Origin of the sequence: Arthrobacter sp. SLBN-53 (assembly GCF_006715585.1) — a bacterium.
GTDB lineage: Bacteria > Actinomycetota > Actinomycetes > Mycobacteriales > Mycobacteriaceae > Mycobacterium > Mycobacterium neoaurum_A.
The window spans coordinates 5,143,591-5,163,914 of sequence record NZ_VFNN01000001.1; the positions used below are offsets into that span (position 1 = coordinate 5,143,591).

Consider the following 20,324-nt stretch of genomic DNA (forward strand, 5'->3'; position numbering starts at 1 on the left):
TGCGATATCGGCACCGCGCACCGATAATTGACTGATGGCAGACAGCACCGACAGCACTCTGGAACCCATCGGCTCGGTGCAGCGCACCAACGTCGGTCGCGAAGCCACCGAACCGATGCGAGAAGATATCCGGTTGCTCGGCGCGATTCTCGGTGACACGGTCCGGGAACAGAACGGCGACAACATCTTCGACCTCGTCGAAAAGGCGCGGGTCGAGTCTTTCCGGATCCGGCGCTCAGAGATCGACCGTGGCGAGCTGGCCGATCTGTTCCGCGATATCGACGTCCATCAGGCGATTCCGGTCATCCGCGCCTTCACCCACTTCGCCCTGTTGGCCAATGTCGCGGAGGACATCCACCGTGAGCGACGTCGCGCCGTGCACGAGGCTGCCGGGGAGCCGCCGCAGGACAGCAGCCTGGCCGCCACCTATCGCAAACTCGATGGCGCCCAACTGGACGCGAGCGTGGTCACCGCGGCCTTGACCGGTGCGCTGGTGTCCCCGGTGATCACCGCGCACCCCACCGAGACCCGCCGCCGCACGGTCTTCGACACCCAGCACCACATCACCGAACTGATGCGGTTGCGGCTCCACGGACACACCCGCACCGACGGCGGCCGGGACATCGAAACCGAACTGCGCAGGCACATCCTCACGTTGTGGCAGACGGCGTTGGTCCGGTTGTCACGCCTGAAGATCTCCGACGAGATCGAAACCGGGCTGCGGTACTACCCGGCTGCATTCCTGGATGTCATCCCACGGGTCAATGCCGAGGTGCGGGACGCGCTGCAGCAACGTTGGCCGGGCACACAGGTGCTGGCACAACCGATCCTGCGGCCGGGATCGTGGATCGGTGGCGACCGTGACGGTAACCCCAATGTCACCGCCGAGGTGGTACGGCTGGCCACCGGGCGCGCCGCCTATACAGCCTTTGACCACTATTTCGGCGAGATCTGCGCGCTGGAACAGGAACTGTCGTTGTCCTCGCGGCTGGTGCGAACAAGCCAGGAGATGGCCGCGCTCGCCGATGCCTGTGCCGAACCCGCCCGCAGCGACGAGCCCTACCGTCGGGCCCTGCGGGCGATTCACGCCCGGCTGACCGCGACCGCCATGCAGATCCTGGATGACCAGCCCGCACTCGAGCTCGACCTCGGTCTGGAACCCTACGAGACGCCCGAGCAGTTGTTGGCAGATCTGGATACCGTGGATGCATCGTTGCGTGACAACGGCTCCGCGGTGCTGGCGGACGATCGACTGGGTCGACTCCGAGAAGCGGTGCGGGTGTTCGGTTTTCACCTGTCGGGTCTGGACATGCGGCAGAACTCCGAGGTACACGAGCAGGTGATCGCCGAGTTGCTGGCCTGGGCGGGTGTCCATCCGGACTACGCCTCGCTGCCCGAGGAGGCGCGGGTCGAATTGTTGGCCGCCGAGATCGGCACCCGCCGTCCGCTGGTCGGACCCGGCGCGGAGTTGTCCGACTTGGCCGCCAAGGAGCTCGGCATCGTCCGGGCCGCCGCCCGGGCGGTGAAAGTATTCGGGCCACAAGCCATTCCGAACTACATCATCTCGATGTGCCAGTCGGTATCGGACATGCTGGAAGCCGCGGTCCTGCTGAAAGAGGCCGGACTGCTCGATGCCACCGCCGGTGCCGTCTACGCACCGGTGGGCATCGTCCCGTTGTTCGAGACGATCGATGACCTGCAGCGCGGCTCGGCCATTCTGGAGGCCGCATTGGACCTCCCGGTCTATCGGGCGTTGGTGACCGCACGTGGTGACCAACAGGAGGTCATGCTCGGCTATTCGGATTCCAACAAGGACGGTGGGTACCTGGCGGCCAACTGGGCGCTCTACCGCGCCGAGCTGGACCTGGTGGATTCGGCACAGCGGACCGGAATCCGGTTGCGGCTCTTCCACGGTCGAGGTGGCACCGTCGGTCGCGGCGGTGGTCCGAGCTATGACGCCATCCTGGCCCAGCCGCCCGGTGCGGTGAAGGGATCGCTGCGCATCACCGAACAGGGCGAGGTGATCGCCGCCAAGTACGCCGAGCCGCGGATCGCCCACCGCAACCTGGAGACCTTGCTGGCCGCCACCCTTGAGTCGACCCTGCTGGATGTCGAGGGGTTGGGGGAGGACGCCGAGGACGCCTACCGCGTGCTCGACGACCTCGCGGCCCGCGCCCAGCGCGCGTACGCCGAATTGGTGCACGAGACACCGGGATTCGTCGAGTACTTCAAGGCCTCGACCCCGGTGAGCGAGATCGGCGCGCTCAACATCGGCAGCCGGCCGACATCGCGCAAACCGACCACTGCCATCTCGGATCTGCGGGCCATCCCGTGGGTGCTGGCCTGGAGCCAATCCCGGGTGATGCTGCCGGGCTGGTACGGCACCGGCACCGCCTTCGAACAGTTCGTCGCCGGTGACGATACGAAACTGGAGATCCTGCGCGACCTCTACAACCGATGGCCGTTCTTCCGCACTGTGCTGTCGAACATGGCGCAGGTGCTGTCGAAATCGGATCTCGGCCTGGCGGCCCGCTATTCGGAGTTGGTAGCCGACGAGGAGCTGCGGGCGAGGGTCTTCGACAAGATCGTCGATGAGCACGAGCGGACCGTCCGCATGCATGGACTGATCACCGGCCAGGATGACCTGCTTGCCGACAACCCGGCGTTGGCCAGGTCGGTGTTCAACCGGTTTCCGTACCTGGAACCGCTGAATCACCTGCAGGTGGAATTGCTGCGCCGATACCGGTCCGGGGACGATGACGAACTGGTGCAACGCGGCATTCTGCTGACGATGAGCGGGTTGGCCAGCGCTCTGCGCAACTCGGGATAGTTGCACAGCGCCAGTGTGACGCTTCAGCACATCGGTGACGATGGCGCCGCATCACGGTGACCGCGTCCTTTGCGGTCGGGGCGTGGTCGAGCCCGGGGCCGGGCCGAAGTGTCACCATCAGAAGCGCCCGGACCGTCACCGATGTCCCGCGAGATAACACTTGCGTAGTAACCATACTCGACGTATACTCGAACACAAGTTCGAATGTAAAAGCATCCAAGGTCCGATCAGCACGGGGGGGCCTGCACCGCGACTGTTGTCGCCGAGGGGTTCGACGGTCCCGTGATGGACCGCCAGAGCCAATTGCCAAAGTCTTCGATGAACTTGCCTGCCCCATCAGAATCCTCGAAAGCTTGGGTATCGGCATGGACGCCACCTACCTCGATTCGTTTGTCGACGCTCTGATCGACGATCTCGCTCCAGTGTCATCGGAGGTTGATGTCGGGCCGGGCTTGGGTCGGTTGGTGGGTTGTCCGCGCCCGGTGGTCGATGACGAGGCGTTGTGGGGTGTGTTGGCTGCGGCGGTGTCGGCGCGGAATCTGTTGGACTTTGTGATCGCCGCGGCGGTGGTGGCGGCCGAGCGGGCCGGTGTGCCGGGGCGGCGGCACCTGCGCACCGGGGCTGATCTGTTGAGGTTGTTGGGGATGGCCCCGGGTGCGGCGGCCCGGGCGGTACGGGTGGGGCGCGCCGCATCGTCGTTGCCGGCGTTGACGATCGCGCAGCGGTTGGGTGGGATCGGTATCGAGTTCGCCGACGCGGTCGGCAAAGGTGTCGCGCACGTGGAATCCCGAGCACTGTTGTCCGAGGACGATCGGGCGGCGGTGGTGCGTGCGTTGATGGTGCAGACCTCCCCGGCCGAGGTGGCCGCCAAAGCCCGGGCGATCGGCATCGACCGTGTCGCCGCGCTACCGGTCGAGCAGCGGGTGGTGCCGGTGGCCGAGGACACCTCGCTCAACGAGATGACGCTGGTGCAGAACGCTGAGGGCCGGTTCGAGGCCACCCTCGATCTGGACGTGACGACTGGGGAAGAGTTGTGTGCGGCGTTGGATCCGTTGTGCCGGCCAGTCCCGCTACCGGATGGGTCGCTGGATCCGCGTCCGATCAACAATCGGCGGGCGGAGGCGTTGGGGCAGGTGCTGCGTACGTTTTTGTCGCAGTCGAGGCGTCCGATGTCCGGTGGGGTGCTCCCGCGCGTCACCCTGATCCGACCGGTGGCCCCGGGCGTGGGTGGGGAGGTGGTGGATCGGTTGGGGTTCGGTGGCCCAATCTCCGCGGCGACCGCCGAGTTGATCGGCTGTGATGCGACGTTGACGTCGGTGATCGTCGACCACGCCGGGGTGCCGTTGGATGTCGGGCGCGCCCAGCGGTTGTTCACCCCCGCGATCCGTAAAGCGCTGGCCGTCCGTGACGGTGGGTGCGCCCATCCCGGGTGTGGGCGGCCGGTGTCGTGGTGCGATGCCCACCACATCCAACCCTGGAGCGCCGGGGGCACCACCAGTGTGGACAACGGTGTGCTGCTGTGCCGGCTGCACCACAGTCTCATCCATCACGGTGGCTGGCAGGTCTACCTCGGCCGCGACCGGCACCCCTGGTTCATCCCACCCCACACACCCGGTGAACGCGAGCCGGCACACCTGCGCTCCCACACCCGCCGCACCATGACCGACCTAACGGCGGCGGCGTGACTGGGTCCACCGCACAGAGGTTCACGAAGCAGCTTGACAACTACACAGTGAAAACGGCCGGCAGGGTCATTGGCGGTTGCGCGGAGCGTGGTCAGTCGACCTAGAAGGGTGGTCTGCCGCGCTAGACGTGGGCCGCTCGGCGCAGCTGGGAGACCAGACCGCGGACCGCGCTCTCGACTACCGCGATCGGGGTGGCGATGGCCTCACCGAGTTCGACGATCGCTTCCACCCGCGCGACGATGAGCTCGAGGCGTTCGACCATCGCGATCAGCCGGGGTGCCAGCTCGTCGATGCTGTTGATCGTCGAGTTGAAGCGGTCCAGCGTGACATCGAGCTCGCCGATCGAGTTGTTCAGCGTCACCACGGTGCGGTCGAGGTCGGTCAGCAGAGTTTCCACCTGCACGACAGTGGCATCGGCGTTCAGCGCTGCCTGCGTCAGCGTCCTGATTCGCCTGGTAGCCGGGCGGGCCCGACCACCGCTTCTGTCTGCCATGAAATCAGTATGCGGTCGAGGGAACCGAATCGGGCGCAGGTGCGTCTGATTCTGTATGGCGAAGTTCTGTTACGGGAGCCCACGGCTACACCCAGAACCGGGATCGGCGCGTGCGGTGGCCGATTACCTGGCCGGATACGGTGAGGCGCTGGCGGACAGTCGGTCGGACTGCTTGCCGGACCAGATGGCCGAGGACTGACATCAGGGACGCTGACATCGGGCGGCTCCCAGATCAGGTGCGCTGGTATCACGCGGCCCGCAGATCAGGCGACCCGCCGGTCAGGGGAGAGCGGCGGTCAGGCCGGCAGCTTGCTCGCCGATGCCTTGTCCAGCAGCCACACGGTCTTCTCGCGGCCGACCGCACCTGCGGCCGGGATGTCCACCGCGTCGGCCCCGCCGATCGCCGCGGCCACCGCGTCGGCCTTCTCCTCGCCGGCCACCACCAACCACACCTCCTTGGCGCGTCGCACGGCGGGCAGGGTCAAGGTGATCCGTCGCGGCGGGGGTTTCGGGGAGTCGGTCACGGCCACCACGAGCCGGTCGGTTTCGCGTACCGCGGGAGTGTCGGGAAACAGCGAGTTGATATGCCCTTCGCCGCCCATGCCGAGCAGATGGACGTCGAACTCCTCGGGCAGCAGTCGTTCGTAGGCGCGCGCGGCACGTTCTGGATCATCGCCGAACTCGCCGTCGGAGGCGGCCATGGCGTGCACATTCTCGGTGGGAATCGAGATGCTCTCCAGCAGCGCTTCGCGGGCCTGTCGGAAGTTGCGGTCGGCGTCGTCATGCGGCACGAAACGCTCGTCGCCCCAGTAGAGATGGACCTTCGCCCAGTCGATGTCCGGGCTATACCCGGTGACCTGGCGCAGCATCTCGATGCCGACGGTGCCGCCGGTCAACACCACGTCGGCGCGGCCACGGTTGACGATCGCCGACGTGATGACGCCCACCAGACGCGCGGCGGCGGCCTTGGCGAGTTCCTGCGCATCGAGATAGGTCTCGATCACCTGCTCAGACATAGCTCACCCTATCGATTCCCTGAAGTGCTTCGAAGTAGATCTCGTCGGCGTCGAGGCGCCGCATGTCCTCGGCCAGGCAGTCGCGGGTCTCCCGGCGGGCCAACGGAATCTGGGCGTCCGGTTTGCCGGTCCTGGTCAGCGTCGCGGTGACACCGTCCTGTGGCCGGCTCAGCGTGATCGTCTCGCTGGCCCGGGTGAGCTCGACCTTGAGCTCGCCGACGGCGCGGGTCACCGGGCAATCCAGCCGCCCGGCCAGCCAGCCGGCCAGAATGTCCAGGGCGGGTTCGTCTTTGAGTCCGGACACCACGACCTGGGTGATCGGTTCGTGGGGTGCTTGATCGACCGCCGCGGTCAGTAGCGCCCGCCAGTACGTGATGCGGCTCCAGGCGAGATCGGTATCGCCGGGGGTGTAGCCCGACAGCCTGCTCTTGATACAGGCCAGCGGATCCTCGCCGTTGGTGGCATCGGTGATACGTCGAATCGCCAACGTGCCCAGCGGATCCTGCGCAGGCACCGGCGGCGCGAGGTCCGGCCACCAGGTCACCACGGGAGTGTCCGGCAGTAGGAACGGGGTGACCACACTGCTGGCATGGTTGGCCAACGGGCCGGACAACCGGAGCACCACCACCTCGTTGGCGCCCGCGTCGCTGCCGATTCGCAACTGAGCATCCAGGCGCGCGTCCAGGCTCAACCGGTCGCCGGGAATCACCACGATCACCCGGCACGGGTGCTCACGGCTCGCCGCATTGGCCGCCTCGATCGAATCCTCCAGCACCGCTTCGGTATCCGGAGCGATCACCAGTGTCAGCACCCGGCCCAGCGTGATGGCGCCGCCCTCCTCACGCAGGGCGACGATCTTCTTGTTGATGGCACCGGTATTGGTGTCTGGCAGGTCGATGATCATCGCTGGGCTCCTCGATTCTCCGCGCGTGCGCCCGTCACGGCCGCCGCCACTCGCGTCCGACGCGGCGCAACATCTCGAATGCCGATTCCGGGCCCCAGGTGCCGGACTCGTAGGTGTCGGGTGTGCCATGCGACGCCCAGTAGTCCAGCGCGGGATCCAGGATCTTCCACGACAGTTCGACCTCGGCATTGACCGGGAACAGCGACGGCTCGCCGAGCAGCACGTCCAGGATCAGCCGCTCGTAGGCCTCCGGGGACTCCTCGGCGAACGCCGAACCGTAGGAGAAGTCCATGCTGACATCGCGGACCTCCATGGCGTTGCCCGGCACCTTCGAGCCGAAGCGCAACGTGATGCCCTCGTCGGGCTGCACCCGGATCACCAGGGCGTTCTTACCGAGTTCCTCGGTCATCGTCGCGTCGAACGGCAGATGCGGTGCCCGCTTGAAAACCAGGGCGATCTCGGTGACCCTGCGGCCCAACCGCTTTCCGGTGCGCAGATAGAACGGCACGCCGGCCCAGCGGCGGGTGTCGACATCGACGGTGATCGCGGCGAACGTCTCGGTGGTGGACGTCTGGGAGAACCCCTCCTCGTCGAGCAGCCCGACCACCTTCTCGCCGCCCTGCCAGCCCGCGGCGTACTGGCCGCGGGAGGTGGTCTGGTCCAACGGTTCTGCCAACCGGCTGGCGGCCAGCACCTTGATCTTCTCGGCCTGAAGTTCGGCGGGGGAGAAGCTCACCGGCTCCTCCATCGCCGTCAGCGCCAGCAGCTGGATCAGATGGTTCTGGATGACATCGCGGGCCGCGCCGACACCGTCGTAGTAGCCGCCCCGACCACCCAGACCGATGTCCTCGGCCATGGTGATCTGGACATGGTCGACGTAGTGGGCGTTCCAGATCGGCTCGAACATCTCGTTGGCAAAACGCAGCGCCAGGATGTTCTGCACCGTCTCCTTGCCCAGATAGTGGTCGATGCGGAATACCGACGACTCCGGGAACACGCTGTTGACCAGGCCGTTGAGCTCCTCGGCGCTTTTCAGGTCGTGGCCGAACGGCTTCTCGATGACCACCCGGCTCCAGCTGTCGCCGTCCTTGGCGGCCAGGCCCGACCGGGACAGCTGCTCCAGCACCTGCGGGAACGCCTTCGGCGGAATCGACAGGTAGAACGCGTGATTGCCGTTGGTACCCCGCTCGACGTCGAGGGTGTGCAACGTCTCGGCCAGGTGTCCGAAGGCCTCGTCATCATCGAAGGCGCCCTGGACGAACCGGAACCCCTCCGCGAGGCGGTCCCAGACCTCCTGCCGGAACGGGGTCCGCGCATGTTGCTTGACCGCGTCGTAGACGACCTGGCCGAAATCCTCGTCGGCCCAGTCCCGACGAGCGAAGCCGACGAGGGCGAAGCTCGGCGGCAGCAGCCCGCGGTTGGCCAGGTCGTAGATCGCCGGCATCAGCTTCTTGCGGGCCAGATCGCCGGTGACCCCGAAGATCACCACCGCACACGGCCCCGCGATACGGGGCATGCGCTTATCGCGCTTGTCCCGCAGCGGGTTGTGCCATGTCGATGCCTCGGCTGTGCTCATCGCGTGTCCTCTGCTGTCGCGTCGGAGAGGCTGGTTCCTCGGCCTGTTTCTCGGCGGCTTACTTCTTGGCGGCGTCGAGCTGTCCCTGGGTGGCCTCCATCAGCTCGGCCCAGGACTTCTCGAACTTCTCCACGCCCTCTTCCTCGAGGGTGATGAACACATCGTCCTTGTCGATGCCGACCGCGACCAGGGCGTCGAACACACCCTGCGCCTCGGCGGCGGTGCCGCTGACCGTGTCACCGGTGACCACGCCGTGGTCGGCAACGGCGTCCAGCGTCTTCTCCGGCATGGTGTTCACCGTGTTGGGTGCCACCAGCTCGGTGACATAGAGGGTGTCGGAGTAGTCCGGGTTCTTGACCCCGGTCGACGCCCACAGCGGACGCTGGGCGCGGGCACCGTCGGCCTTGAGCGCGGCGAAACGCTCACCCCCGAACAGCTCCTCATACGCCGCATAGGCCAGGCGGGCGTTGGCCACACCGGCCTTGCCGCGCAGGTCGAGCGCCTCCTTCGAACCGATCTTCTCCAGGCGTGCGTCGATCTCGGAATCGACCCGCGACACGAAGAAGGACGCGACCGAATGGATCTTGGACAGATCGTGGCCGGCCTCCTTGGCCTTCTCCAGGCCCGTCAGGTAGGCGTCGATGACCGCCTTGTGACGCTCCACCGAGAAGATCAGCGTGACGTTCACCGAGATGCCCTCGGCGATGACCGCGGTGATCGCGGGCAGACCGGCCTGCGTGGCAGGGATCTTGATCAGCAGGTTGGGCCGGTCGACGATCTTCCACAGCTCGATCGCCTGCAGGATCGTCTTGTCGGAGTCGTGCGCCAGGCGCGGGTCGACCTCGATGGAGACCCGGCCGTCGACACCGTCGGTGGCCTCGTAGGTCTTGGCCAGTACATCGCAGGCATTGCGGACATCGTCGGTGGTGACGGTGCGGATGGTGGCATCCACATCGGCGCCCTGGGCGGCCAGCTCGTTGACCTGCTCGTCGTAGGCATCACCCTTGGACAGCGCGGCCTGGAAGATCGACGGGTTGGTGGTCACCCCGACGACGCTCTTGGTGGCGATCAGATCGGCGAGGTTGCCGGTCTGCAACCGCTCGCGCGACAGGTCGTCGAGCCAGACGGATACCCCGGCGGCGGATAGTGCGGCCAGATTTTCATTCTGAGACATGGTTTTTCGCCTTACGTTTAGTTGTCGACGACCGCGGTGCGGTCAATTGTCCAATGTGCGTTCGGCGGCGGCGACGACGTTCTCGGCGGTGAAACCGAACTCGCGGAACAGCGTCTTGTCGTCGGCGGATTCGCCGTAATGCTCGATCGAGACGATCTCGCCGGTGTCCCCGACGAGCTTGTGCCACGGCTGGGCGATCCCGGCCTCGACGGCAACGCGGGCCGACACACCCGGGGGGAGCACCGAATCGCGGTATTCCTTGGGCTGGCTCTCGAACCATTCCACGCACGGCATCGAGACCACGGCCGCCACCACATCCTTCTCGGCAAGCAGCTTCTTGGCCTCCACGGCCAACTGCAACTCCGAACCGGTGGCGATGATGATGACGTCCGCCTCCGTCGCGTCACCTCCGCCGAGCACGTAGCCACCCTTGGCGACACCGTCGGAATCGGTGCCCTCCAGAACCGGGATGCCCTGGCGGGTCAGGATGAAACCGACCGGGCCGCTGCCGTTGCCGCGGGCGATGATGCTGCGCCAGGCGTAGGCGGTCTCGTTCGGGTCACCGGGACGCACCACCGACAGGTTGGGGATGGCCCGCAACGCCGCGAGGTGTTCGATCGGTTGGTGGGTGGGGCCGTCCTCGCCGAGGCCGATCGAATCGTGCGTCCAGATGTAGATGGTGTCGATGTCCATCAGCGAGGCCAACCGCACCGCGGGACGCATGTAGTCGGAGAACTGCAGGAAGGTTCCACCGAACGCGCGGGTGGGACCGTGCAACACGATGCCGGACAGGATGGAGCCCATCGCGTGCTCGCGGATGCCGAAGTGCAGCACCCGGCCGTACCAGTCGGCGGTGAAATCGTCGGTGGAGATGCTCGGCGGGCCGAACGACTTCACACCCTTGATGGTGGTGTTGTTGCTGCCGGCGAGATCGGCTGAACCGCCCCACAATTCGGGCAGCTTGGGGGCGACGTCGTTGAGCACCTGCCCGAACGCGGCGCGGGTGGCCACGGCCTTGGAGCCGGGCTCCCAGTACGTCAGGTCGGCGTCCCACCCCTCGGGCAGCTCCTCGGCGGTGAGCCGGTCCAGCAGTTTCTTGCGCTCGGGCTCACGCTGCGCCCAGGCGTCGAAATCGGTCTGCCACTTCTCGTGCGCCTCGCGGCCGCGGTCGACGAGCTTGCGGGTGTGCTCGATGACCTCGGGGCGGACCTCGAACTTCTTGTCCGGATCGAAGCCGAGGATCTTCTTGGTCGCGGCGACCTCGTCGTCACCGAGTGCCGAGCCGTGCACGCCACCGGTGTTCATCTTGGTGGGGGCGGGGTAGCCGATGATGGTGCGCAGCGAGATGAACGACGGCTTGTCGGTGACCTTCTTGGCCTCCTCGATGGCCTTTTCGATCCCGACGACGTTCTCGCCGCCCTCGACCTCCTGCACGTGCCAGCCATAGGCGCGGTAGCGGTCGGCGACGTTCTCGCTGAGGGCGATATCGGTGTCGTGCTCGATGGAGATGTGGTTCTTGTCGTAGAAGACGATCAGGTTGCCCAGCTGCTGGGTACCGGCCAGCGACGAGGCCTCGCTGGTGACGCCCTCCTCGATGTCACCATCGGAGGCGATCACATAGATGTAGTGGTCGAACGGGCTGGTGCCCGCCGGGGCGTCGGGATCGAACAGGCCGCGCTCATAGCGAGCGGCCATCGCCATGCCGACCGCCGAGGCCAGACCCTGGCCCAGCGGGCCGGTGGTGATCTCCACACCCTTGGTGTGCCGGAACTCGGGGTGGCCGGGGGTCTTGGACTTCCAGGTGCGCAGCGCCTCGATGTCCTCCAGTTCCAGACCGAACCCGCCCAAGTACAGCTGAAGGTAGATGGTCAGGCTGGAGTGCCCGCAGGACAGCACGAAGCGGTCGCGGCCGATCCAATGGGTGTCCGACGGGTCGTGGCGCAGCTGACGCTGGAACAACGTGTAGGCCAGCGGGGCCAGGCTCATGGCGGTACCGGGGTGGCCGTTGCCGACCTTCTGCACGGCGTCGGCGGCCAGTACCCGCACGGTGTCCACGGCGGCCGTATCGACCTCGGCCCAGTCGTCGGGATGGTTCGGTTGTGTGAGGGCAGAGATTTCTTCGACGGTGGTCACTACCTTCACTCCTACTTTCGCCAAAACGGTGGACTGACTACCTGAACCACCCTAGTGCCGTCGAATCATCCGGCGCAGGCCGGTCAGGACCCGCGGGGCGGCGCTCACCGTGGGATTCACCCGGGAACCGACCCTGCGGTGTCGGGCCGATCCGGGTGCGGTCTACCATCGTCTGTAGTAGAAGCCCGCGTGACCGCTGCCCGAGGAGTTATTTGCGTGAGCATTCGCGAGCGCCGTTCGGTCAGTAGGGAACCGAGTCGGATCCGCACCACGGTGTTGGCGTACGTGGCGTTGACCAAGCCGCGCGTCATCGAGTTGTTGCTGGTGACGGCCATCCCGGCGATGTTGTTGGCCAACCGTGGCACCGTCGATCCGGTACTCATACTGAACACCCTCATCGGCGGAATGATGGCCGCGGCCGGAGCCAACACGCTCAACTGCGTGGCCGATGCCGATATCGACAAGGTCATGAAGCGCACCGCGCTGCGGCCGTTGGCCAAGGCCTCGGTGCCCACCCGCAATGCCCTGATCTTCGGGCTGGTGCTCACGGTGGGCTCGTTCGCCTGGCTGTGGTGGACCACCAACCTGCTCTCGGGCGTGCTCGGCCTGGTGACCATCGCGTTCTACGTGTTCGTCTACACGTTGCTGCTCAAACGCCGCACCTCGCAGAACGTCGTGTGGGGCGGCGCTGCCGGCTGCATGCCGGTGATGATCGGCTGGTCGGCCGTCACCGGCACCATCCAGTGGCCGGCGTTGGTGATGTTCCTGATCATCTTCTTCTGGACGCCGCCGCACACCTGGGCGCTGGCCATGCGGTACAAGGAAGATTACAAAGCCGCCGGCGTGCCGATGCTGCCCGTGGTGGCCACCGAACGCCAGGTCACCCGGCAGATCCTGATCTATACCTGGTTGACCGTGCTGACCACGCTCACCCTGGTGCTGGCCACCGGGTGGCTCTACGCCGCGGTCGCCACACTGGCCGGTGTCTGGTTCCTGGTGATGGCCCATCAGCTCTACTCCGGGGTCAAGCGCGGCGAGCCGGTGAAGCCGCTGCGGCTGTTCCTGCAGTCGAACAACTACCTCGCCGTGGTGTTCTGCGCGCTGGCGGTGGACTCGGCGCTGGCGCTGCCCCAGTTGTTCTAGGCTGTTACGCACGTAACTCGGGCGAAATATCGCGGTAGCCGTCCCGGCCTACGGTCTGGGACCTATGCGGAAAATTCTGACTCATCCGGCGATGCAGATCGGGGTCGCCGCGATCGGCGGCATCCTGTTCGGCCTCGCGGTCGGTGACTGGGCGGGCAATCTCAAGTTCGTCGGCGACATGTTCATCCGGCTGATCCAGATGTCGATCGTCCCGTTGGTGATGGCTTCGGTGATCGTGGCCACCGGATCGATGACCGGCACCGGCACCGGGAAGATCGCCGCCCGCACGTTCGGTTGGATGCTGGGGTTCTCGGTGATCGCGGCGCTGCTGGCATGGCTGCTCAGCGTGCTCATCCGGCCGGGGGCCGGCATCGAGTTCACCGGACCCGTCGACGCCGGTCTGCAGGAGTCCGCGCAGGAGGCCCTGGGCTGGCAGGACACCCTGCTCAACTTCGTCTCCACCAACATCTTCGCCGCGATGTCGACGGCGACCATGGTGCCGATCATCGTGTTCTCGCTGCTGTTCGGGATCGCGCTGCGCATTCAGGTCACCAGGACCGGCGACACCCGGGTCCTGAGCTTCGTCGACCAGATCCAGCAGATCGTGCTGACGATGATCCGGCTGGTCATGTACATCGCGCCGATCGGTGTGTTCTGCCTGCTGGCGGCGCTGGCCGGCGATATCGGATTCGCCGTGGTGACCACCGCGCTGAAGTATCTGGGCGCCAACCTCGCCGGGGTGCTCATCCTGTTCGTGCTGTTCGTCGTCGTGGTGACCGTCCGGACCCGGCTCAATCCGTGGCTGCTGCCGGGAAAGCTCACCGAACAGACCGCGATCGCCGTCACCACCACCAGTTCGGCGGTCACCTTCCCCACGGTGCTGCGCAACACCGTCGAGAAGGTCGGGGTGAGCCAGAAAGTGGCCAACTTCACCCTGTCGGTGGGCCTGACGATGGGCTCCTACGGTGCGGTGCTCAACTACATGATCGTGGTGATGTTCCTGGCCCAGGCCGGGGATATGGAGCTGAGCATCGGGCAGATCGTGCTCGGCATGGGATTGGCGATCCTGCTCAACATGGGCACCATCACCGTTCCGGGCGGATTCCCGGTGGTGGCGATGTTCCTCGCGACATCGCTGGGGTTGCCGTTCCAGGCCGTCGGTCTGCTGATCGCCGTGGACTGGTTCGCCGGGATCTTCCGCACTTTCCTCAATGTCAACGGTGACACCTTCGTCGCGATGCTGGTGGCCGACGCCGACGACGAGATCGACCGCGACGTGTACTACGGCAGGAAGACCGTGACCGCAGAGGAGATCGACCTCGACCAGTATCAGGACGCGATGGCGCGCGCCGACGCCGCGGACTGAGCGCTGGTTACCATCTGGCGGTATGACAGTGCGGTGGTCGGTGCGGGTACTGGCCGGGATTCTGGTGTTGCTGGCGCTGACGGCGTGTGCGGGCGGTGCGCCACCCGCACAACCCGGCGCCGCCGAGGACTTCGCCGCCGGCGGCGCCACCGCAGCGCCGGCTCCGCTGACCGGACCGGCGCAGAAGGCGCCACCACCGCAGGCACCGCCGGTGCCGCCGACCGTCTCGCGGGACATCGTCAAGACCGCGACCATGACCATCACGGTGGCCGATTCGGGCGATCCGGTCACCGCCGCGGACAAGGCGGCCGGCATCGCCGGTGACGCCGGCGGCCGGGTCGACAGCCGCACCGAGTACGGCGGCTCGGCGTCGGACCCGGCGCGCGTCACGCTGATGTTGCGCGTGCCCGCCGACAAGCTGGACGGGGTGATCGAGGGCCTCAAGGGGTTGGGCAGCGTGGACGCGCTGGATGTCCGGGCCGAGGACGTCACCAGCCAACGTGTCGATCTGGACGCCCGGATCAAGGCATTGCAGACCTCGGTGGATCGGCTGCTGGCGATCATGCGTGACGCGCGTGATCCCTCGGCGCTGATCGAGGCCGAGAACGCCCTGTCGCAACGCCAGGCCGATCTGGACAGTCTGCGTGCCCAGCGGGCGGCACTCGGCGATCAGATCGCGCTGAGCACCGTCACCGTGGATCTGGTGGCGCCGGTCGTCGGCGGACCCGCACCGCGGCAGTATCAGGGCTTCTTCGGCCAGGTCGAGCGGGGCTGGGATGCCTTGGTGGACACCGGAACCCACATGTTTCTGCTGGTCGGCCTGATGTTGCCGTGGGTCGGTGCGGCGCTGGTGCTGCTGGCCGTTGTGTACACGGTGATCCGCCTGGTCAGGCTGCGGCGTTAGGGCACCAGCACGATCGAGCCGACCGTGCGACGGCCCTGCAGATCGGTGTGCGCGCGGGCGGCCTCGGCCAGCGGATAACGCTCGCTGACGGTGATGGTGATCGAGCCGTCGGCGATGGCATTGATGAGCTCGCCTGCCCGCCAGGAGAATTCGTCGGCGGTCCGGGTGTAGGCGCCGAGGCTGGGGCGGGTCAGGAACACCGAGCCCGCGGCGTTGAGGCGCTGCGGGTCGAACGGAGGCACCGGGCCGCTGGCGGCGCCGAACAGTGCCAGCGTGCCGCGCACGGCAAGGCTGGCCAGGCTGGCCTCGAATGTCGACGCGCCGACACCGTCGTACACAGCGGCGACCCCGCCACCGGAGAGCTTCTTGACGGTCGCACCGAACTGCTCGGCATCCTCGGGATAGTCGAGAACCTCGATCGCACCGGCCTGCCGGGACAGTTCGGCCTTCTCCGGCGTCGAGGCTGTGGTGATCACCTTGGTGCCCAGGCTGGTGGCCCACTGGGTCAGGATCAGGCCGACCCCGCCCGCGCCGGCGTGCACCAGGATGGTGTCACCGGGCTGCACGGCGTACACCGACTTGAGCAGATAGTGCGCCGTCATGCCCTTCAGCAGCGCCGAGGCGACCTGGTCGGGGGCCACGCCCTCGGGCACGTAGGCCACGAAATCGGCTGGGGCGACGCAATAGTCGGCATAGGCGCCGACCGCGTTGGCGGTCACCACCCGGTCACCGACACTGAGTGCGGCCACGTCATCGCCGACGGCGGCGATGGTGCCGCACACCTCGGTGCCGGAGATGAACGGCGTCTCCCGCGGGTAGAGGCCCGAGCGGAAGTAGGTGTCGATGAAGTTCACACCGATCGCCTCGGCGCGGATGAGCACCTGACCGGGGCCGGGGGCGGGCTCGGGCTTTTCGACGTAGGTCAGGACCTCAGGTCCGCCGGTCTGGGCGACTTCGATGGCATGCATACCCCCTATCATCCACGTGTGAAGCTCGCCCGGCCTGATCTCCTCCATCCGCGCATCGTCCTCGCCAGCTGTGCCGCCCTTCCCGAAGGGGACAGTGATGACGACGGGCTGGTCAGCGCGCTGCGCGGGCGCGGCCTACATGTGCAGTGGCGTCCCTGGGACGACCCGGCGACCCTGGAGGCCGACCTCGTGGTGCTGCGCGCCACCTGGGACTACACCGAGCGCATCGCCGAATTCCTGACGTGGACCCGTGCGGTGCGCAATCTGCTGAACCCGCCGGACATGGTCGCCTGGAACACCGATAAGCACTATCTGCTGGACCTGGCCGATGACGGATTACCGATCGTGCCGACGCGCTACTTCGCGGCCGACGAGACGGTCCGGGTGCCCGACGGTGAGGTGGTGGTCAAACCCGCCGTCGGTGCCGGTTCGGCCGGCGCTCAGCGGTTCGTCGACGCCGAGTCCGCACGTGCGCATGCGACCCGATTGCAGGCCGATGGGCGCGCCGTGCTCGTGCAGCCCTACGACCCGCGCATCGCGGTCGGTGAGACTGCGCTGGTCTTCCTCAACGGCCAACCCTCGCATGCGTTCACCAAGGGCCCGATCCTGCCGCCCGCCGGACGGGAGCCCGAGTTCGAGGAGACCGGCACGTTCGCCGCCGAGAAGCTCGGGTCCGCCGACCCGTCCGAGGAGGTGTGGGAGCTCGGACATGCCGCGGTGGCAGCGGCCACCCGCCGCTTCGGCATCGCCGCCGGGGAACTGCTCTACGCCAGGGTCGACGTCATCGGCGGCGCCGAGGATCCTCGCCTGCTGGAATTGGAACTGGTCGAGCCCTCGCTGGGCTTTCGTCAGCTCCCGGCGACCGAAAAGCAGCGTGCCGAACGCGAATACGCGATCGGTGTCGAATCCGCGTTGCAGCGGCTGGGTCTCGGTCCGCTGTCCCGCCGGGACCACTAGCTCGCGATCGGATCGCCGTGTTCGATGCCGATGATGTGCAGCGCGTCGCGCTGTCGTTGCCCGAGACCGTCGAGAAGGAGCGCTGGGGGCACCCCACGTTCGACGTGGCGGGCAGAATGTTCCTCACCATCCCCGACGATCAGACGTCATTTGCGGTGCGCTGCCCACGGTTCGACCGCGAGGAGCTGATCGCCGCCGAACCGCACAAGTTCTGGGTGCCGCCGCACGAAGCCGCGTCGGCGTGGGTCCGGGTTCGGCTGGACGCCCTGGAGGACCCTCAGGAACTGCACGACATCCTGACCGATTCCTGGCGTCAGGCGGCCCCCGGCAGGCTCACCGATACCTAGCACTCCTGATGATGGACTGCTGATCACGCCGAGTCGGCGAGGCGTACCCCGGTCTGCACGTCGAACCGGTGCACCTCGCGGGCGGACAATGCGACGGGTGTGCCGACCGGGATGGCGCTCAGGGCCGCCGCGTCCACCACGCTGGTCAACTGCTGATCGGCCGCCCGCAGCGTGACGATGGCGCGGGGACCGAGCAGTTCGACGAGTTCGACCACCACCGAGGCCTGCGCGTCCGGGGTCAGGACGAGATCGTCGGCGCGCACCCCGATGGTGACCGTGGCCGCATCCGGTCCGCCGACATCGATCCGCACACCGGCACCGGTGCGCAGTTGCCCACCGGTCACCGCGCCGTCGATCAGGTTCATCTTCGGGCTGCCGACGAAGGTGGCCACGAAGGTGTCCGCCGGTCGCCGGTAGACCTCCGCGGGCGGCCCGGCTTGGGCGATGCGACCCTCGCGCATCACCACGATGCGGTCCGAGAGTGTCATCGCCTCTTCCTGGTCATGGGTCACGTACAGCGAGGTGATACCCAATTTGCGCTGCAGGCGCAGCAATTCGGTACGGGTCTCCACCCGCAGCTTGGCATCGAGATTGCTCAGCGGCTCGTCGAACAGGAACACCGCGGGCTCGCGGATGATGGCCCGCCCGATGGCGACGCGCTGTTGCTGACCGCCGGACAGATCCTTGGGCTTGCGCTCGACCAGCTTGCCCAGACCGAGCGATTCGGCGACCTCGTCGGCCCGGCGCAGCGCCTCGTCACGACCGATCTTCTTGGCGCGTAACGGGAACGCGATGTTCTCGCGCACCGTCAGATGCGGGTAGAGCGCATAGTTCTGGAACACCATCGCGATATCACGATCCTTGGGCTCCAGGTGGGTGACGTCCCGGTCGCCGATGTGGATGGTACCGCTGCTGACCTGTTCCAGTCCGGCAAGCATGCGCAGCGAGGTGGTCTTACCGCACCCCGACGGGCCGACCAGGACGGTCATGCTGCCGTCGGCCAACTCCAGATCGAGATCCGAGACCACCGTGGCCGCCCCGTAGGACTTGCCGACTCCTGTGAACCTCACCGATGCCATGGAAAATGCAACCTCGCTTGTCTAGTACTTGACCGCGCCGCCGCTGATCCCCTGGACCAGGCGTCGTTGGATGAAGAAGCTCGCGACCACGACCGGGATGATCGCGATCATGATCGCCGCGCTCATGGTGCCGATCTGGACACCGCGGAACGTGTTGAAGTTCGCGATCGCCACCGGCAGGATCGCGGCGTTACCGGGGGCCAGGATCAGCCCGTAGAACAGGTCATTCCACGACAGCGTGAAACCGAAGATCCCTGCCGCGCCGATTCCCGGGTACACCTGCGGCAGGACCACCGTCCGGAAGGCCTGCCAGCGGGTGAACCCGTCGACACGGGCCTGCTCCTCCAACGAGGCGGGCACCGCCTCGAAAAAGCCGATCAGGAACCAGGTCACCAGCGGTAATACGAAGGACAGATGCGCGAAGACGACCGGGACGATGGTGTCGGTCAACCGCAGGGCATGCGCCATGGTCAGGAACGGGAACACCATGACCGCCGGCGGAACCACCTGCGCGGCAAGCATTCCGAAGCGGGTCAGCGATCCGCCCGCGCGGTACTTGGCGATCACATAGGCACCCATGCTGCCCACCACCAGGCTGATCGCCACGGTGACCACACCGACCAGCGCGCTGCGTCCCGCCGCAGCGAACACCCCGGAGTCGAATACCGCCTGCCAGTTGGCCAGGTTGGGGGTGAACGCGATGAGGAAGGGTTCCGACATCTGCTCGGGTGTCTTGAAACTGGCCAGCGCGACCCAGGCGATGGGGAAGAGCACGAAGATGAAGGCCGCGGTGAGAAATGCCAGCCTCAGCACCTCCAGGGGGCGCACGTTCGCGCGGGCGGGGCTGTGGGTGCTCATCGGGCCGCGCTCCGTTCGGCCGCGCGGTTGCGCTCCATGGCGCGGAAGGCCACCACGATGACGGCCAGCACGAGCACCAGCACGATGAAGGCCATCGCGCTGGCCTGGGCCAGCCGGAAGAACTGGATGCCCTCCAGGTACATGTAGAACTGCAGCGTCTGGGTTTCGGTGCCCGGCCCGCCGCGGGTGGTGGCGTAGACGTACTCGAACACCCGCAGGGCGTCCAGGCCCCGCAACAGCACCGCCACGGTGAGTACCGGGGCGAGCATGGGGATGAGCACCCTGCGCAGCCGGTACACCGGACCGGCCCCGTCCACCTTGGCCGCCTCCATGGGTTGCTTGGGCATGGATTCCAGTCCGGCAAGGATCAGTAGCACCATGAACGGCGTCCACTGCCAGACATCGATGAAGGCCAGTGTCAGCAAGGCCTTTCCGGCGCCGAAGAAGTCGTAGTCGGCACCGACGGCGTGCAACAGCGCCGGGACCGCACCGATCTGGTCGTTGAGCAGGAAGCGGAAGATCAGGCCGACGGCGATGGGGGTGATGAACATCGGTGCCAGCACGATGGCCCGGGACAGGTCCTTGGCCCAGCGCTGCTGATGCAGGGCCAAGGCCAGGGCGAAACCGAGCACCAGTTCGGCACTGACGGCGATCAGCACGTAGCAGCCGGTGGTGGCGAAGGCCTCCCAGAACGCCGAATTGGACAGGGCGGAGGTGAAGTTGGCGGTACCGACGAAGTCGGGTTGGCCGCGATCGGTCAGCTTGTAGTCGGTCACTGACAGATACGCCGCGTAGCAGAGCGGGAACCCGACGGCCACGGCGAACAGGGCGAGCAGTGGCATCAACATGCCACGCGTGAAACTCATCGGTGCCACCCCCGCCGCGTGCCGG

The 20,324-nt window shown here is 66.8% G+C and carries 18 protein-coding genes; 8 read left to right on the top strand and 10 right to left on the bottom strand.

Translation table 11 applies throughout. From position 1 onward, the window contains the following. Positions 1-34 precede the first annotated feature (34 nt). Positions 35-2,830, top strand: coding sequence for a phosphoenolpyruvate carboxylase (gene ppc / locus FBY28_RS24705; protein ID WP_141869790.1), 2,796 nt, complete (start codon positions 35-37; stop codon positions 2,828-2,830). Positions 2,831-3,183: 353 nt separating this feature from the next. Continuing rightward, entirely contained in the window at positions 3,184-4,515 is a 1,332-nt protein-coding gene (locus FBY28_RS24710; protein ID WP_216847934.1) for an HNH endonuclease signature motif containing protein, read from the top strand. A gap of 121 nt (positions 4,516-4,636) precedes the next feature. Here the strand turns inward: FBY28_RS24710 and FBY28_RS24715 are convergent, their stop codons facing one another. Continuing rightward, the gene (locus FBY28_RS24715; RefSeq protein WP_174241741.1) at positions 4,637-5,008 is read right to left on the bottom strand and encodes an ATPase; all 372 of its coding nucleotides are present in this window, start codon (positions 5,006-5,008) and stop codon (positions 4,637-4,639) included. 55 nt (positions 5,009-5,063) lie between these two features. Between FBY28_RS24715 and FBY28_RS25835 the strand changes: the two genes are divergently transcribed. After that, on the top strand, positions 5,064-5,207 hold the full coding sequence (locus tag FBY28_RS25835; protein WP_160145528.1) for a hypothetical protein: 144 nt from the start codon (positions 5,064-5,066) through the stop codon (positions 5,205-5,207). A gap of 97 nt (positions 5,208-5,304) precedes the next feature. On the opposite strand, the gene pgl is transcribed toward FBY28_RS25835, so the two are convergent. The 5 genes from pgl to tkt are packed head-to-tail and all read right to left on the bottom strand — an operon-like array spanning position 5,305 to position 11,811. Further along, positions 5,305-6,024: a 6-phosphogluconolactonase gene (pgl, locus tag FBY28_RS24720; protein ID WP_141869792.1), complete on the bottom strand. Its 720-nt coding sequence runs from the start codon at positions 6,022-6,024 to the stop codon at positions 5,305-5,307. Next, on the bottom strand, positions 6,017-6,928 hold the full coding sequence (gene opcA / locus FBY28_RS24725) for a glucose-6-phosphate dehydrogenase assembly protein OpcA (protein ID WP_019513101.1): 912 nt from the start codon (positions 6,926-6,928) through the stop codon (positions 6,017-6,019). The genes pgl and opcA overlap by 8 nt, the downstream gene beginning before the upstream one ends. Positions 6,929-6,962: 34 nt before the next feature. Next, positions 6,963-8,504 (bottom strand): glucose-6-phosphate dehydrogenase, encoded by a 1,542-nt coding sequence (gene zwf / locus FBY28_RS24730; RefSeq protein WP_141869793.1) that lies wholly within the window; start codon positions 8,502-8,504, stop codon positions 6,963-6,965. A gap of 58 nt (positions 8,505-8,562) precedes the next feature. Next, entirely contained in the window at positions 8,563-9,678 is a 1,116-nt protein-coding gene (gene tal / locus FBY28_RS24735; RefSeq protein WP_141869794.1) for a transaldolase, read from the bottom strand. A 42-nt stretch (positions 9,679-9,720) separates the two neighbouring features. Then, the gene (tkt, locus tag FBY28_RS24740) at positions 9,721-11,811 is read right to left on the bottom strand and encodes a transketolase (protein WP_141869795.1); all 2,091 of its coding nucleotides are present in this window, start codon (positions 11,809-11,811) and stop codon (positions 9,721-9,723) included. Between the two features lie 216 nt (positions 11,812-12,027). Here tkt and FBY28_RS24745 point away from each other — a divergent pair, with 216 nt between their 5' ends. The 3 genes from FBY28_RS24745 to FBY28_RS24755 all read left to right on the top strand — a co-directional run bounded on the left by FBY28_RS24745 (position 12,028) and on the right by FBY28_RS24755 (position 15,224). Beyond that, on the top strand, positions 12,028-12,954 hold the full coding sequence (locus FBY28_RS24745) for a heme o synthase (protein ID WP_023985720.1): 927 nt from the start codon (positions 12,028-12,030) through the stop codon (positions 12,952-12,954). 64 nt (positions 12,955-13,018) lie between these two features. Then, positions 13,019-14,320, top strand: coding sequence for a dicarboxylate/amino acid:cation symporter (locus FBY28_RS24750; RefSeq protein ID WP_141869796.1), 1,302 nt, complete (start codon positions 13,019-13,021; stop codon positions 14,318-14,320). Positions 14,321-14,342: 22 nt separating this feature from the next. Next, positions 14,343-15,224 carry a DUF4349 domain-containing protein gene (locus tag FBY28_RS24755; RefSeq protein WP_141869797.1) on the top strand — a complete coding sequence of 294 codons (882 nt, stop codon included), beginning with the start codon at positions 14,343-14,345 and terminating at the stop codon, positions 15,222-15,224. On the opposite strand, the gene FBY28_RS24760 is transcribed toward FBY28_RS24755, so the two are convergent. Then, positions 15,221-16,192 (bottom strand): quinone oxidoreductase family protein, encoded by a 972-nt coding sequence (locus tag FBY28_RS24760; RefSeq protein WP_174241742.1) that lies wholly within the window; start codon positions 16,190-16,192, stop codon positions 15,221-15,223. The genes FBY28_RS24755 and FBY28_RS24760 overlap by 4 nt on opposite strands. A gap of 18 nt (positions 16,193-16,210) precedes the next feature. On the opposite strand from FBY28_RS24760, the gene FBY28_RS24765 reads away from it, so the two are divergent. Then, entirely contained in the window at positions 16,211-17,149 is a 939-nt protein-coding gene (locus FBY28_RS24765; protein WP_141869799.1) for an ATP-grasp domain-containing protein, read from the top strand. A 17-nt stretch (positions 17,150-17,166) separates the two neighbouring features. Further along, a complete protein-coding gene (locus FBY28_RS24770) occupies positions 17,167-17,496 on the top strand; it encodes an MmcQ/YjbR family DNA-binding protein (RefSeq protein WP_141869800.1) in 330 nt (109 codons plus the stop codon). A 23-nt stretch (positions 17,497-17,519) separates the two neighbouring features. Here the strand turns inward: FBY28_RS24770 and FBY28_RS24775 are convergent, their stop codons facing one another. Genes FBY28_RS24775 through FBY28_RS24785 form a run of 3 tightly spaced genes read right to left on the bottom strand, consistent with a single transcriptional unit; the run spans position 17,520 to position 20,299 of the window. Then, positions 17,520-18,575, bottom strand: coding sequence for an ABC transporter ATP-binding protein (locus tag FBY28_RS24775; protein ID WP_141869801.1), 1,056 nt, complete (start codon positions 18,573-18,575; stop codon positions 17,520-17,522). A gap of 21 nt (positions 18,576-18,596) precedes the next feature. Then, a complete protein-coding gene (locus FBY28_RS24780) occupies positions 18,597-19,433 on the bottom strand; it encodes a carbohydrate ABC transporter permease (RefSeq protein ID WP_141869802.1) in 837 nt (278 codons plus the stop codon). Beyond that, positions 19,430-20,299, bottom strand: coding sequence for a carbohydrate ABC transporter permease (locus FBY28_RS24785; protein ID WP_141869803.1), 870 nt, complete (start codon positions 20,297-20,299; stop codon positions 19,430-19,432). Before FBY28_RS24785 ends, FBY28_RS24780 begins: the two co-directional genes overlap by 4 nt. Positions 20,300-20,324 lie beyond the last annotated feature (25 nt).